The sequence below is a fragment of the Raoultibacter massiliensis genome, assembly GCF_900199545.1.
GTDB classification, from domain to species: domain Bacteria; phylum Actinomycetota; class Coriobacteriia; order Coriobacteriales; family Eggerthellaceae; genus Raoultibacter; species Raoultibacter massiliensis.
On sequence record NZ_LT962670.1, the window covers coordinates 84,410 to 99,722 of the forward strand.

Consider the following 15,313-nt stretch of genomic DNA (forward strand, 5'->3'; position numbering starts at 1 on the left):
TGGTATAATTTGCAGGTTGTCATGCATACCGTCTGATAACTCATTACATCAAGAAAAATGCAGTACAAAAGGAGCAGTACGTGGCGCAGAAAAATCCTGAGCATTACGATGGTTCGGATATTCAAGTCCTTGAGGGTTTGGAAGCGGTTCGCAAGCGTCCCGGCATGTACATCGGCTCGACGGGTCCGCGAGGCCTGCACCATCTCGTATACGAGGTGGTTGACAACTCCGTCGACGAGGCGTTAGCTGGATATTGCGACAAAATCGAAGTGTGGATACACCCCGACAATTCCGTCACCGTTTCCGATAACGGACGTGGTATCCCGATCGACAAGCATCCAAAAGAGAAGATCCCGACCGTCGAAGTCGTTTTGACCATCCTCCATGCCGGCGGCAAGTTCGGCGGCGAGGGGTACAAGGTGTCTGGCGGCCTGCACGGTGTTGGCGTGTCGGTTGTGAACGCGCTGTCTTCGCGCGTCGAGGTTTTCGTCAAACGCGATGGCGGCGAGTACAAGATCGCATTCGACCATGGCAAAACCTCCGAGAAGCTCGCTAAAGTCGGACCGGCGAAGGGAACGGGAACGAAAACGACGTTCTGGCCGGATCCCACCATCTTCACCGAGACGACCGTATTCGACTACACGACGCTGGCAAATCGCTTCCGCGAGATGGCTTTCCTCAACAAAGGACTCAAAATAGTCCTTCATGACGAGCGCGATCTCGACGAAGAGGGCAATTCGAAAACCGAGGTATTCCAGTATGCGGGCGGCATTCAGGACTTCGTGAAGTTTCTGAACGAAGGCAAGGAAACGCTCAACAAGCCGGTTTACTTTGAAGCTGAAAACGATGACGGAACGGTTGAAGTGGCCATGCAATGGTCTACATCCTATTCGACCAATTCCGTTCTTGCTTTCGCGAACAACATCAACACTCATGAAGGTGGCACGCACCTCGACGGCTTCAAGCAAGCCGTTACGCGTACCATCAACGAATATGCGCGCAGTAAAGGTATCCTCAAAGAGAAGGATCCCAATCTTTCAGGCGATGATACGCGCGAGGGCCTGGCGGCCATCATCTCGGTTAAGCTGCACGACCCGCAGTTCGAGGGGCAGACGAAAACGAAGCTCGGCAACACCGAGATCCGTCCGCTCGTTCAGAACGCGGTGACTCAAGGGCTTGCCGAGTATCTCGAAGAGAACCCGACGCCGGCGAAGCGCATCATCGGAAAGGCGACCCAGGCTCTGAAGGCTCGCGAAGCGGCCCGAAAGGCACGCGAGATGACGCGTCGTAAAGGCGTGCTCGATTCGTTCGCCCTTCCCGGCAAGCTTGCCGATTGCTCGAGCAAGACGGCATCAGAATCAGAGATATTCATCGTAGAGGGCGATTCCGCAGGCGGTTCGGCCAAACAGGCGCGCGACCGTAAGTACCAGGCGATCCTTCCTTTGCGAGGCAAGATTTTGAACGTCGAGCGCGCGGGTCTTCACCGTTCGCTTTCGTCTGACACGATCTCGTCGCTCATCACGGCAATCGGAACCAATATCGGCGAGGATTTCGATGCCGATCAGGCGCGCTATCATCGCATCATCATCATGACGGACGCCGATGTCGACGGCGCGCACATCCGTTGTCTGCTTTTGACGTTCTTCTACCGTTACATGCCCGAGCTCATCACGCGCGGCTACATCTACATTGCGCAGCCGCCTATCTTCGGGCTTAAGAAGAAGAATTCGCGTTCGCCGAAGATAGAGCGCTACATCTACGATGAGTCGGCTCTTTCGGCAACGCTTGCCGAATACGACAATCCTGACAAGTTCGATGTTCAGCGGTACAAGGGCCTTGGCGAGATGGACCCCGATCAGCTGTGGGAAACCACGATGGAACCCGAAACGCGCACGTTGCTTCAGGTGAACATCGACGATGCCGCCGAAGCTGAGCGCGTTGTAAGCGAACTCATGGGCGATCAGGTTGAGCCCCGTAAAGAATTTATCCAGAAGCACGCACGCGACGTGCGGTTCCTTGATATTTAAGGAGATAGTACGTGACTGACGAAACAAAAGATTTCGATTCGACCGATGAACCCGAGGACGGCGACGCTTCGCTGCCCGAGGATATCGATCGGCTGCTCGAGCGCGCCGAGGGTGATTCTGACGACGAGGATCAAGATGACGAAGAAGACGAAGCCCCCCGTTCAACGGGATCGGCGATGTCGGAGGAGGCCGTAGCGCGCTCCCTCATAGCCGATAATCTTCCGAGCGCTCATGGCGAGATAGTGGAAGGGGCCAACGGCGGCAACGGCACGATCGTACGTACCGCGTACCTTGGCAAGGAGATGCAGACTTCGTTCCTCGAATATTCGATGAGCGTTATCGTGGCGCGCGCCCTTCCCGACGTTCGCGACGGTTTGAAGCCGGTCCATCGCCGCATTCTGTACGCTATGAACGAATCGGGATACACTCCCAATAGGCCGCATATGAAATCGGCCCGTACGGTCGGCGACGTTATCGGCAAATACCATCCGCACGGCGACACGGCGGTCTACGACGCGATGGTGCGTTTGGCCCAGCCGTTCTCGCAGCGCGTCCCCCTTGTTGACGGCCATGGTAACTTCGGTTCCATCGACGGCGACGGCGCGGCTGCCATGCGCTACACCGAATCGCGCCTCGACAAAGCGGCTATGGAGCTGCTCCGCGATTTGGAAAAGGAAACGGTCGATTTCCAGCCCAACTACGACGAGAGCTTGGAAGAGCCCAAGGTTCTGCCCGCCCGCTTCCCGAACTTGCTCGTCAACGGTTCGCAGGGTATCGCCGTCGGCATGGCAACCAACATCCCGCCCCATAACCTGGGCGAGACGATCGATGCGACATGCCTCATGCTCGACAATCCCGATGTGACGACCGAAGAGCTTATGAAGGTGCTTCCCGGTCCGGACTTCCCGACGGGCGGCATCATCATGGGCCGCAAGGGAATTCTCGACGCATACGAAACAGGCCGCGGTTCGCTGACGGTACGCGCGAAATGCGAGGTGCAGGAGAAGAAGAACGGACGCAGCACCATCGTCGTTTCCGAGATTCCCTATCAGGTGAATCGCCAGCGGCTGCTCGAAAAGCTTGGCGAGCTCATCCGCGATAAGAAGCTGCCCGAGGTCTCAAACGTCCACGACGGCGCAGACCGCCATGGCATCGACATCATTATCGATCTCAAGCAAAATGCAATTCCGCAGGTTGTGCTCAACAAGCTGTTCAAGCACACTCAGCTGCAAGTTGGATTCGGCGTCATCACGCTTGCTCTGGTGGACGGTGTGCCGCGCGTGCTTTCCCTAAAGGAAACACTGCATTACTACATCCAGCATCAGCAGGAAGTCATCGTGCGCCGCACTCGTTACGAGCTTGCGAAAGCCGAGGAGCGGGCGCATATCCTCGAAGGTCTGATCGTCGCACTCGATCATATCGACGAGGTCATCTCGATCATTCGCTCTTCGCAGACCGATGCGGAAGCATCCGAACGTTTGATGGGGCGTTTCGGCCTTTCGAAGAAGCAGACCGACGCGATCCTCGAAATGCGCCTGCGCCGCCTGACCGGCTTGGAACGCAACAAGATCGAAGACGAGTTGAAGGAACTGCTCGAGAAGATCGCATACTACAAGCGCGTGCTTTCCGATGAGTCGCTGGTCCGCGAGATCATCAAAGAGGAGCTTCTCGAGGTTAAGAAGAAGTTCAACACGCCGCGCCGCACTCGTATTACCGAAGCGGCTAAGGATTTCGACGTCGAAGACCTGATTGCCGAAGAGGACATGGTTGTTACGGTGACCAAATCGGGTTACGTGAAGCGCCTGCCCGTCGCAACTTACCGTCAGCAGAAGCGCGGCGGCAAGGGCATGCAGGGCGTGAACCTTAAGGACAACGATTTCGTCGAGCATCTTTTCGTGGCTTCCACCCATGCCTACATGCTGTTCTTCAGCACGGCGGGCAAAGTGTATCGCCTCAAGGTTTACGAGCTTCCCGAAGCGTCGCGCCATGCACGCGGTACGGCTATCGTGAACCTGCTGCCGCTCGCCAAGGGCGAAACCATTTCAGCCGTCATCGCAACGAAGGATTTTCCCGATGACGAGTACCTGATGTTTGCAACCGAGCACGGCATGGTTAAGAAGACCTCGATGAGTCTGTACGACCGCACCCGCCGCGATGGGCTGATCGCCATCAACCTCAAAGACGATGACAGCCTGATCTCGGTGAAACGCGTCGCTCAGGGCGAAAAGGTCATGATGGTATCATCGGCCGGCAAGGCGATCATGTGGGATGAATCGGAAGCCCGCGCGATGGGTCGCGACACGATGGGTGTACGCGGTATGACCGTGGCGCCCGGCGTCCGCGTGCTCGGTATGGAAATCGCCAAGCCTGGAACAGAGCTTTTCGTCATCACCGAGAAGGGCTACGGCAAGCGGACCCCTGCTTCCGAATACCCGACGCACCACCGTGGCGGTCAGGGTGTCTTCACGATCACGATGACCGAGAAAAAGGGCCTGCTTGCAGCAATGAAGATCGTCCGTCCGACCGACGAGCTCATGATCATTTCCGAGGAAGGCGTCGTGGTTCGCACGCCCGTTCAGGGAATCTCGCAGCTTGGCCGTTCGACGCAGGGCGTGTGCGTCATGAAGGCTTGCGCGGGGGACAAGGTGACGGCGGTTGCCGTTTCGAGCACGGGCAAGAAGCGCAAGGTCAATAAATCGGTCGACGAACCCGAGACGATCGTTGATGCCGAGGAGGATATCAAAAACGCGCTCGATGGCGAAATGAGCGAAGCCGATATCGATCTCGACGATGACGACGCCGAAATCGAGGGCGAAGAAAGCGGCGAGTAACCGATCTTTCTTCAGCAGTTGTTTCGATATGAAAAAGAATGCCGGGTGGATGACTGCCCGGCATTCTCCATCTTCGGCGCATAGGCGAAAGAGTAACGGGCTTCAAGGCGTAGCCAACCAATCGAAGAAGGCTGTATACTCGTTTCGGAAAATTGGGAAAGGACGTCGCAGCAGATGGCTGAAACAAAAGAAAGCACGAATCGATTTTCCTTCGCCGATCTTTTCATCGGTCTTTGCGGCGTTTCGTTCGTGGCAACAGTGCTGCCGTGCTTTTTGAAGCTTGCGTCAATAGAGGCCGCCTGCTTCAATACGGTTGTGTTCGAAACCTTTTCTCTGACCGCTCTTGTAGGTGGACTGGTCGGCGGCCTGCTGTCGTTTTCGGTTGTATCGTTCGAATATCAAGCTGGCAACGGAAAGTTTGCCGTTGCGTCTGTTGGCTCTCTTCTTTACCTGATCGGCTATGGAATGGCTTTTGCCTTTGGCGGCGAGGTTATGCCTTTGATCGGCGGCGTTCTTTTCGGTATGGGCGCTGTTTTGCTTTGCGCAGTATGGGTTTCTTGCATGAGCTTGCGTGATTTTTCTCACGTTGTTTCCAAGGGTTCGCTTGTGGTTTTTGCGGCAGTGTTGATCGATCAAGTTGTTTTCGTCCTCGCTGGACAAGCGGCAGTGATCGCGTCGATGATCCTTCTGGTTTTGGGGATAGCGCCCCCGTTGCGCATTGCATGGAAAAATCGAGCAGAAAAGACGTCTTCCCATCCGAGCGGCGATGCAGTGGGCGAATATGATGGCTTGTTTGCAGCGAAGCCTTCCGCAAAGGAAATTATCAAAGCCCTTTCTTCTTCAATGATGGGGTTGGTGGTATTCGCTGCTTATTCAAACGCAATAAATGATCCGTTTCCCGGCGTCGGCGTTTCAGGAACCTCTTTTGGACTCGTCATTGCATCGCTGGTCATATTTTTGGTTCTTCGGTTTGGGGGGCGAAGGATAACTGCACCGTTTATCTATTGGGTTTTGTTCCCCGCAATTGCCGCGTTGCTTGTTTTTTTGGACAGCTTTCCGATAAATTCTCCTGCCTTCATGGTGGGTGCGACGGGGATCACGGTTTTTTGCTCGTGCCTCGGCTTGTTCGCGTTCGGCTTTCTGCTGATTGCCGGTTCGGAAAACAGAGTGCCGTTTCCTCGGTCGATTGGCCTGACCTTTGCGGTTTTTTCTTTTGCTGGACTTGTTGGTCGAGCACTTCGCTACAGCGGTTTCACATCCGATGAGATCGGTTCGATATTGTTGGTTCTCTCAACGGCGTATATGGTGTATCTGCTGTTCGCACCGGCGGCTCAGTTGTGGAAATCGAGAAAAGCTTCACCTGAACGAGCGGATGAAAGCATGCCTGAAGTCGATGATCTGGCAAATGTATGCGAGAGGGTTTCGAAGAGATATGGGCTTTCTCCCCGTGAAGAGGAAGTTCTCGTATATGTGGGGCAGGGATATAATTCCCCTTATATTGCAAAAGCGCTTTTCATATCGGATAGCACGGTGCGGAGCCATTTGAAAAGCATTTACCGTAAAACGGAAGCGGCATCGCGCATGGATCTGGTCGATCTCATCAGGAACGAGAACGCATCGGCGAGATGATGCACCGGGACCCGAGGGAGGAAGGCCCCGGTGCTGGTAAACCGCTAAGCCGATGCCGCGTGTTGTCCGGCAAGACGGCCGAGCGTGTGGGCTATGGTCAGGCTCTGCCCGGCGATCGAAGTGAAGTACTGCCATCCGAATCTCCCGCCCGATGCGTTGCCTGCAGCATAGAGGCCTTTGACGGGGCGGTAGTCGTCGCCGAGAACAGCGCCGTTTTCATCGATAAGCAATCCTCCAACGGTTACCATCAGCGTGCCTACTTCTTTCGTTCCGCCGTATGCATAATACGGAGGCTGATTCACGGGAATGAGCAGCGAAGGATCCTTTCCGAAATCCTCGTCAACCCCCTTCTCGCAAAGCTCGTTATAGCGTTCAATTGATGCGACAAAATTGCTGAGAGCTTCGCCTTCGTATCCCAGGTAGCCACCGAGGGTTTCAAGGTCATCTGCGGCGTAAACGGTTGCACCGCCGCCCATAGATTTGTTTGCGCCCGCTTCGGCTTGCTCTTCTTCGCCATCCGACGAACCTTTTGCTCCGCCTGCGTACGCTTTATCCATCGTTTCGTGCAACGCATCGAATCCGGTTGTGACATCGAACCCCATATGGCCGAATGCTTGCACTTTCAGCAATTCTTCAACATTGCTGTCGAACACCGTGACGATCATGCCGTCGGGTTGGCGAGCTCCTGGCAGTGCCATGATTTCCGTAGAGCCGAATCCTTCGTTCGAGTAACGTTTTCCTTCGGCATTGATCCAAAGAGCAGCCGTCGCGCCAAGGGGATCGGTCGGAGAGTCGCACGGGTACCAGTAGGCGCCGTCCATTGTTCCCATGCAGGGATCGAGGCGCCCTCCAGCCCAATACCCCATTTGGATTCCCGAACCATCGCGATCGAGCATGTTTGCTATGCTGTTGCTCTCGCTCATGGTTTCCTTGATTTCATAAAGAAGGTCTTCGCGCATTTCCTCGTTGGCTCCAAAGCCTCCTGTCGCGATGATTACGCCTTTCGAGGTGTTTACCTTTACGTAGCCGTCAGGCCCTTCGCCGATCGCTCCGATAACGGATCCGTCGCCATCGGTAACGAGTTGGCATCCCTTCGTTTCGAAAAGCACCCGGCCACCGCTCTTTTCCGCTTCTTCCACGCATCTCATCAGTGCGGATTCGAGGATTCCTTCTCCTGCTACGGCGGTGCCCACCCATGATTTCATGCCTGAAAATTCACGTACGTAGGGTCCACCTTCGCTAAGGCAGCGAACAGAGAAGGTCTTGTAATCTTCGTCGCTGATGTTGTCGAAGAGCCAATCGAACGTGTCCCCGCAGTGCTTTGCGTAGTTCATGATTAGTCCAGGATTAGAGCGATTGTTTGATCGTATCTGCCAGTCGTTGAAGAATTCGATAGGGTCAACTTTCGGTACCCCAACGCTCTCAAGGTATTTTGAATTCATGTGACCCATTTGGAAACCCTGGAACGTCCATGACTCTTGTGCCATATCGTGCATTCCTATAGCAACCGCGCCTGATTCCGCTGCTGCTCGCAGTGCGCAGCAACCAGCATGGCCAAGTCCTATGACGAGCACGTCGCAGTCATAAGTAGTAACGATATCGCTCTCGGGTATTTCGGAGGGCGGCGTTCTCCAGGAGGTGCTGTTGGTTTCTCCGGTAGAGGTAGAGTTACCTGTGGCGGCTTGCCCTTCATTCGATGGCGAGCAAGCCGCCAACGAGCTTGCGCCCACTAAACCTAACGCGCCGATGCCTGCACCTTGAATGAATCTTCTTCGTGATATAGTCCCCATGGTCCATTCCTTCCTCTGTTGCATGTCATTCTTTTACGGATCGCCAAAACATCCGCAATATCAGAATGTCTATTCGAGGAATACGAAGGAATCACCGAAACGTGGAAATCAAGCCATATGCCTGGTTATGGTATGGACGGAATGGGGGAATTGCGATCAATCGACAAGAAGTCGAACAAATGTTTCACGTGAAACATCGCGAAATGCCGTGCAAGCGATGTGCGCCTGGAAGATTTACTCTCCGAAGTCTTCGGGCGCCAAGTCTTCAACGAACTTGCGGAATTCTTCGACTTCCGCTTCTTTATCGAGGTTCGATTTGAACACGTAGGGAAACGACGCCTTCTCAAGCACCTCTTCATTTATGTAGATAGGCGCTTCCTGACGGATGGCAAGGGCAAGGGCGTCGCTTGGACGCGCATCAAGTTCTATCAGGCGGCTGTGTTGGCGAAGCACGAGTTTCGCGTAGAACGTAGGGCCGTTCACCTCGTTAATAAGCACATGATCGATTCGCGCATCAAGATTAGTGAGCGCATCGAGAAAAAGATCGTGCGTCATCGGTCGCGAAAAGCGAGCCTTTTCAAGAGCAATGCCCATTTGGGTTGCCTCGTTGACACCGACCCAAATGGGCACGATGCGAAATTTGTTGTTCTGCGAAGTCTCTTCGATCGGCTGTAATACGATAATCGAGGGGGAGGATGCGCTCGATACGATGAGCGTTTGAATTTTAACGGGAACCATGAGCACCTCCTTGAAAATCAACGGCGATTCGTTTGGTTTTGCTTTCGAACGAATCCGTGCTAGTATGGTAGCAGAAAAAAGTTCTTGACCCGCTGACTTATCTTGTTATACAGTGTTCAGGCACTTTTTTTACGGGCCCGTAGCTCAGTTGGTTAGAGCGCACGCCTGATAAGCGTGAGGTCGCTGGTTCAAATCCATTCGGGCCCACCATTTTTTGCGATAAACGCTCCACCGTGAGCCGAGTTTGCCGGTGGAGCGTTTATTAATGAAAACCGTAAGTGTGCATCATCCGTTCGGGAAGCCGAACACCCCGTATGGGGCCTTAGCTCAGCTGGGAGAGCGCGGGCTTTGCAAGCCTGAGGTCAGGGGTTCGATCCCCCTAGGCTCCACCATGAAATTCAGACAGCCGGCCAATGAGCCGGCTGTTTTGCTGTTGTGACCCGTGTCCTTGTGCGGAACCTGCGATGCCCGCTGTGTATCGATTCCCCAGTTCGTCATGCGTGGTAAGATACGCACTGCGATTGACCGAAAAGCGAACACAGGATTGAAGATGAATCGGCTCGAAGCATTGCGAATTCTCGGTCTCGATGAAGACGCAACCATTGACGACATCAAAACCGCATACAAGGAAACCGCGCAGATCCTGCATCCGGACCGCTTTGCCACGAACAAGAAGCTTCAGGAGCGGGCAACCGAGCAGTTTAAGAACTTGCAGGAAGCCTACGAGTATTTGACGAGCGGCAAAGGATCGAAGGCGACCCGCGCCGCAGGTTCGTCGAGCTCCCAGCGCAGCGCCGGCTATTCGACGGCCAGTCAGCTCGAAGCTCGTCTTGCAGGCATCGCGGCGGCGCGTACGCAGTTGGTAGCACAGCGCGATGTGGTGCTCGACGAGCGCCGCAACGGTATGCTCATGGCTGGGATCGGTGCGATCGTCGCGCTGTTCACGGGGCGCAGGCCGTTCGGGTTGTTCGGAATCGTGGCGGCCATCGCTTCCGCAGCGACGGTTTGGGGTATCGTTTCGATTGTATCCGCACAGCGGACGCTTTCTAATCTCGATTCTCATATTCAGGAGCTCAACGCCGAGCAGCGGCGCATCTCCGACGAACTCGACGATCTGTGATCGGCGACAAGCATTCAGAAGAAACAGAAAGAAGCAGTATGAAACAAGAAAACATCCGCAACGTCGCGATCATCGCGCACGTCGACCACGGCAAGACCACGCTGGTCGACCGCCTTCTCTACACAGGGGGGGTGTTTCGCGAAAACCAGCAGGTGGAAGAGCGCGTGCTCGACTCCAACGATCAGGAACGCGAGCGCGGCATCACCATCCTGTCGAAGAACATTTCCGTTCGCTACAAGGATGTGAAGATCAACGTCATCGACACGCCGGGCCATGCCGACTTCGGCGGCGAGGTGGAGCGCGTCCTCAACATGGCCGATGGAGCGCTGCTCATCGTCGACGCGTTCGAAGGTCCCATGCCCCAGACGCGTTTCGTGCTTCGCCATGCGCTGAGCCTTGGTTTGCGCATCGTGCTCGTGATCAACAAGATCGACCGACCGGGAGCGCGCCCCGAAGAGGTTGTCGATGAGGTATTCGACCTTATGGTCGAGCTCGAGGCATCCGACGAGCAGCTCGATTTCCCCATCATTTACGCGAGCGCGGTGAACGGGTATGCGCGCTATGCTCCCGAAGACGATAACATGAACATGATCCCCCTCCTGGAAACGATCCTCAAGGAGGTTCCCGCGCCCGATTGCGAACCGAACGGTCCGGTAGCCCTGCAAATCTGCACTGTCGATCATTCGAGTTTCGTCGGCCGCATCGGCGTCGGCCGCCTGTTCTCGGGCACCATTCACAAAAACGAACCGGTGCTTGTCATCAAGAACGACGGGACCCGCTATAACACCGCCATCAAAGAAGTGTTCACATTCGAAGAGCTTGGAAAGAAAAAGCAGCTCGAAGTTCATGCCGGCGATATCGTAGCCGTCGTAGGCGTCGACGATGCCGACATCGGCGATATGGTGACGAGCCGCGATCATCCGGTTCGACTTGATCCGATCGAAGTGGAAGAGCCTACAATGGCCGTCGTCTTCGAGGCGTCGACGAGCCCGCTTGTGGGCCGCGAGGGCGAGATTGTGGGAGCCCGCCAGCTGAAAGAGCGCCTGATGCGCGAATCCGAGAGCAACATTTCGATGCGCATCGCGGAGCTTGAAGACAAAACGGGCGTCGAGGTTGCCGGTCGCGGCGTTCTTCATCTTTCGGTCCTTATGGAAACCATGCGCCGCGAAGGGTTCGAGTTCCAAGTCGGACGTCCGCGCGTGCTCATCAAGAAGGATGAGAGCGGAAAGAAGATGGAGCCCATCGAAGAGGCAACGGTCGATACGCCGAGCGAGTACGCCGGAAAGGTGATCGAAGTGTTCGGCAGCGCCGGCGGCGAGATGGCCGACATGTTCCAACGCGGCGACCAGACCCATCTCGTTTTCAAGATTCCCACGCGGGGAACGATGGGCTTGCGCACGCGCCTGCTCAACGCGACGCGCGGCGAGGCCAACATGTTCCACCATTTCTCCGAGTACGGTCCGTATCGCGGTGATTTCAACGGACGCAAGAACGGCTCGATGATATCGATGTCGACCGACAAGAGCGTCGCTTACGCGCTCGATACGCTGCAGGAACGCGGGCGCCTGTTCGTCGGGCCGGGTGAAGATTGCTACGAGGGGATGATCGTGGGGCAATCGGCCAAGGAAGGCGATATGGTCGTCAACATCGCCAAGAGCAAGCAGCTCGGCAATCAGCGCTCGTCGGGCGCCGACAAGGCTATCCAGCTGACCCCGCCGATGACGTTCACGCTCGAAGAAGCGCTCGAGTACATCGAAGATGACGAGCTTGTCGAGGTAACGCCGAAGAGCATCCGCCTTCGCAAGCGCATTCTTTCGGCGGTTGAGCGCAAGAAGGCGAACAAGAACTAACGGTTTGAGTGCAGATTAAGGCAGGGCTCGGGTTTTCCCGGGTCCTGTTTTTTGTTGCAAACGTTGATTCGGCAGTCTCTTTCGGTTTTCCGATTTTGCGAAGAAGGGTATCCGCTCGGGCGAAAAAAGAATTCAATACTCCATATGGGGTATCTCGGGCTTCATTCTCGCATGACGGAGTTTTTCATCGATATGCGCGACCATAGAGGAAAGTCGAATCTCCGAACAGGTGAAACCGTGCATCGAAAAGACGCAACGCTTCCCAAAAAGTTATCAAAGAGATTACATATATAGGTGGTATGAGAAGTGAAGATGGGCTTCTTGTGCAGGGCTTTAGCCCGATAACGGCGCTGTGCGAAAATAACGATTACTGTATAAGAATCCATGCCGACGGGCATGTACGAGGGAAGGTACTATGAAAGCATCTAGATTAGCCAGGTTCGTGTGCGCGGCGGGCATCGTTTCCGCGTGCGTCGTTGGCCTTGCCGGTTGTTCAGAGAATTCCAACCCGAGCGGTTTGACTGGTGGCACCGCTGCCACGATCAACGGAGTCGAAATTCCCGAAGACACCGTTACCAACTACGTTCAATCGTTCAGAGCCACCTATGGAATGGACACTGAGGACTCATGGGGCGAGTGGCTCGCCGAAAACAACATGACGCCCGAATCGGTCCGCGAGGAAGTCATCAACTACTACGTGAGCCAGGAGCTTGTGAAGCAAGGTGCTCAAGAAAACGGCGCAGAAGTGGACAGTGCGAAAGTCGATGAGACCATCGCGAAAATGAAGGCGAACTACGATTCCGAAGAAGCATGGCAGGAAGCCTTGACCAAGGCGAACACGACAGAAGAAGCCTATCGCGAATCCGTTGTGCTCTCCCTTACCGAAGCATCGCTGAAAGAAGCGGTCGGCAAGGGCGAAGCGCCTACCGATGAGGAACTGCTCGAGTACTGTGCCATGTACGACGGCTCGCGCCGCTCTTCGCATATTCTCTTCAACAGCGAAGACGAGGCAACTGCTCAAGAAGTGCTCGACAAGATCAATAGCGGCGAACTCGATTTCGTCGATGCCGTGAAGGAATATTCGCAGGATGCCGGTACCGCCGAAAACGATGGCGATGTGGGTTGGGACAATCTCCTTTCTCTCGACACCGACTACAAGACTGCACTGGGAGAACTCGATAAAGACCAGATAAGCGGATTGGTTGAAAGCCAATTCGGGTGGCATATCATCAAGTGCACCGACCTCTTCGAGGTTCCCGAGGACGGCTTGACGAGCACCGATCAGGTTCCCACCGAGATTCTCGAGAGCGTGCGCACGAGCTTGCAGAGCCAGAAGGATTCCGAGGCGTTCAGCAACTGGTATACGGAGTACAAGGAAAGCGCCGATCTTGTGATCAACGAGATGCCTTCGAACGTTCCCTACAACGTGGACATGTCGAAGTACCAGACCGAGGATTCTTCCGACGATGCGGCAACCGACGGTTCGGCTGACGGGAATGCCGATGGAGCTGGTAACGCAGCCAACGGCACGGATGCTGCCGATGGAACCGATGGCGATGCGTCGAACGGCGATGGCACCAACGCTTCCGATGCCGCTGATGGCCAGACGTCGGGCGGAACCGATGACGGTGCCGATGGGGCCTCGGCAGACGAAGGGTCGGCCGACGAGGGCGCATCGAACAATCAGCAGCCCGCCGAAGCGGCATAGCTTCGAACCAGGCTGTTTTTGAACACCGCCCCGGACCATACGAATCCAACGCAACCGCTTCTGCAATTCGCAGAGGCGGTTGTTGTTCGTTCGGGGACACCGATTCTCTCAATCGATTCGTTCGTACTGCATGAGCGAGAAAACATCGCCGTGCTCGGCCCGAACGGATCGGGTAAATCGACGTTCATCAAGCTCATCACCCGCGAGGTGTTCCCGCTGCATCGAGATGATCCCCCGGTTTTGTTTCGCGGCAGCGAGCGCGTGCTGCTCACCGAGGTGAAAAAGTGCATCGGCGTGGTTTCTTCGACGATGCAAGACCAGATCACGGCTCATATATCTGTCGAAGACGTCGTTTTAGGCGGGCTGTTCGGAACGTTGGGCGTGCTTCCGCATTTTCAAGTGCTCGAAGATTCGAAAGAACAAGCGCTCAGGGCGATGAGTCTTATGGGAGTCCAGGACCTTGCTCCGCGCGATATGAAAACGCTTTCGACCGGGCAAGCGCGCCGCGTTCTGTTCGCTCGCGCGCTCGTGCACGATCCCGACGTGCTTGTGCTCGACGAACCCTGCACGGGCCTCGACCCCGAGGGCATGTTCCATATAAGGGAAAGCATGCGTCACCTTGCGCAGGCGGGCAAGTCGATCGTGCTCGTTACCCACTATCCGGAAGACGTCATTCCGGAAATCATGCGGGTTGTTCTGCTGAAAGAAGGAAGAGTGTTCGCCGATGGCTTGAAAGACGAGCTGCTGTCAAGCGAGACGATGACGGCGTTGTTCGAGGTACCTTTGCAGATTCAGCGGAGGCGGGGATATTATTCGCTTGTGAGCGAATACTAGCTGATGTATACTACGTATCCGCTGTTGCTTTTTGGCTTTGAGGGTCATGCGGCGGCGGAAACGTATAAGTGGAGAGATGACCGAGCTGGCCGAAGGTGCACGATTGGAAATCGTGTGTGCGCCAAAAGCGTACCTAGGGTTCGAATCCCTATCTCTCCGCCAGCTGAACATCGCGCTTCGGCGCGTGATCATAGGGCGCTATCGCCCGAGGGCAGCGGAAACGGTGCCTGGCGGATTTACCGGCTTGCCGGCTATCCGCCGAAGCCTTGAAGGTCGGCTCTGAAAACCGAGGCGGCCTGCCCCAAGCGGAGGGGTGGCAGAGTGGTTGAATGCGGCGGTCTCGAAAACCGTTTCACCGGCAACCCCGGTGACGAGGGTTCGAATCCCTCCTCCTCCGCCAGTTTCAAATCGAGCGGCCTCGCATTGCGCGGGGCCGTTTTCTTTACCCGTTTAATACCTATCGTTAAATTTTTTCGGTGAACGGCATTTGCCCCAAAGAGAAGCGCCGCTCTCTTTTTTTGTTAGTTTCACGACATCATTTTTTCGCCTCCCATCAGCGTCGTTACTGCGGAGAACCGTTCTCATGAGGCAAGCGTTTTGCCTGATAGATTAACAATTTAGTCAAATATAACCAAGCTGCGAAGCGTTGAAGATAATTTCTTACCTATGCTAAAAAACGGTGAGTTAGCAACTTAGAAATATCTGGTAGGAGGCTGGATAGAAGGGTATTGATCGCTGGTAGGGACGACTGTGGTCTTTCCGTCGACGTTGTATCGGGACGAGGGA

Annotated in this window: 9 protein-coding genes and 4 tRNA genes; 11 read left to right on the top strand and 2 right to left on the bottom strand. The window is 55.3% G+C overall.

Going from position 1 to position 15,313, the window contains the following annotated elements; genetic code table 11:
* Window positions 1-80: 80 nt before the first annotated feature.
* From gyrB to C1719_RS00460, 3 genes are all read left to right on the top strand, one after another.
* Window positions 81-2,027 carry a DNA topoisomerase (ATP-hydrolyzing) subunit B gene (gene gyrB / locus C1719_RS00450; RefSeq protein ID WP_102373310.1) on the top strand — a complete coding sequence of 649 codons (1,947 nt, stop codon included), beginning with the start codon at window positions 81-83 and terminating at the stop codon, window positions 2,025-2,027.
* Between the two features lie 11 nt (window positions 2,028-2,038).
* Window positions 2,039-4,858 carry a DNA gyrase subunit A gene (gene gyrA, locus C1719_RS00455; protein ID WP_425439789.1) on the top strand — a complete coding sequence of 940 codons (2,820 nt, stop codon included), beginning with the start codon at window positions 2,039-2,041 and terminating at the stop codon, window positions 4,856-4,858.
* A 174-nt stretch (window positions 4,859-5,032) separates the two neighbouring features.
* Window positions 5,033-6,487 (top strand): helix-turn-helix transcriptional regulator, encoded by a 1,455-nt coding sequence (locus C1719_RS00460; RefSeq protein ID WP_102373311.1) that lies wholly within the window; start codon window positions 5,033-5,035, stop codon window positions 6,485-6,487.
* Window positions 6,488-6,531: 44 nt separating this feature from the next.
* Here the strand turns inward: C1719_RS00460 and C1719_RS00465 are convergent, their stop codons facing one another.
* Together C1719_RS00465 and C1719_RS00470 are read right to left on the bottom strand one after the other, a co-directional pair.
* Window positions 6,532-8,301 carry an FAD-binding protein gene (locus C1719_RS00465; protein WP_102373312.1) on the bottom strand — a complete coding sequence of 590 codons (1,770 nt, stop codon included), beginning with the start codon at window positions 8,299-8,301 and terminating at the stop codon, window positions 6,532-6,534.
* 210 nt (window positions 8,302-8,511) lie between these two features.
* The gene (locus C1719_RS00470; protein ID WP_102373922.1) at window positions 8,512-9,015 is read right to left on the bottom strand and encodes a bifunctional nuclease family protein; all 504 of its coding nucleotides are present in this window, start codon (window positions 9,013-9,015) and stop codon (window positions 8,512-8,514) included.
* 133 nt (window positions 9,016-9,148) lie between these two features.
* On the opposite strand from C1719_RS00470, the gene C1719_RS00475 reads away from it, so the two are divergent.
* The 8 genes from C1719_RS00475 (at window position 9,149) to C1719_RS00510 (ending at window position 14,927) form a co-directional block, all read left to right on the top strand.
* Window positions 9,149-9,225, top strand: a tRNA-Ile gene (locus C1719_RS00475).
* A 106-nt stretch (window positions 9,226-9,331) separates the two neighbouring features.
* Window positions 9,332-9,407 (top strand) — tRNA-Ala (locus tag C1719_RS00480).
* Between the two features lie 158 nt (window positions 9,408-9,565).
* Window positions 9,566-10,135, top strand: coding sequence for a J domain-containing protein (locus C1719_RS00485; protein WP_102373313.1), 570 nt, complete (start codon window positions 9,566-9,568; stop codon window positions 10,133-10,135).
* A 38-nt stretch (window positions 10,136-10,173) separates the two neighbouring features.
* Window positions 10,174-11,985 (top strand): translational GTPase TypA, encoded by a 1,812-nt coding sequence (typA, locus tag C1719_RS00490; RefSeq protein ID WP_102373314.1) that lies wholly within the window; start codon window positions 10,174-10,176, stop codon window positions 11,983-11,985.
* 415 nt (window positions 11,986-12,400) lie between these two features.
* Window positions 12,401-13,693, top strand: coding sequence for a peptidylprolyl isomerase (locus C1719_RS00495; protein WP_102373315.1), 1,293 nt, complete (start codon window positions 12,401-12,403; stop codon window positions 13,691-13,693).
* A gap of 18 nt (window positions 13,694-13,711) precedes the next feature.
* Window positions 13,712-14,527 carry an ABC transporter ATP-binding protein gene (locus C1719_RS00500; protein WP_180963393.1) on the top strand — a complete coding sequence of 272 codons (816 nt, stop codon included), beginning with the start codon at window positions 13,712-13,714 and terminating at the stop codon, window positions 14,525-14,527.
* Window positions 14,528-14,597: 70 nt separating this feature from the next.
* Window positions 14,598-14,689: transfer RNA gene (locus C1719_RS00505), tRNA-Ser, on the top strand.
* A gap of 145 nt (window positions 14,690-14,834) precedes the next feature.
* Window positions 14,835-14,927: transfer RNA gene (locus C1719_RS00510), tRNA-Ser, on the top strand.
* The last annotated feature ends 386 nt before the right edge of the window (window positions 14,928-15,313 follow it).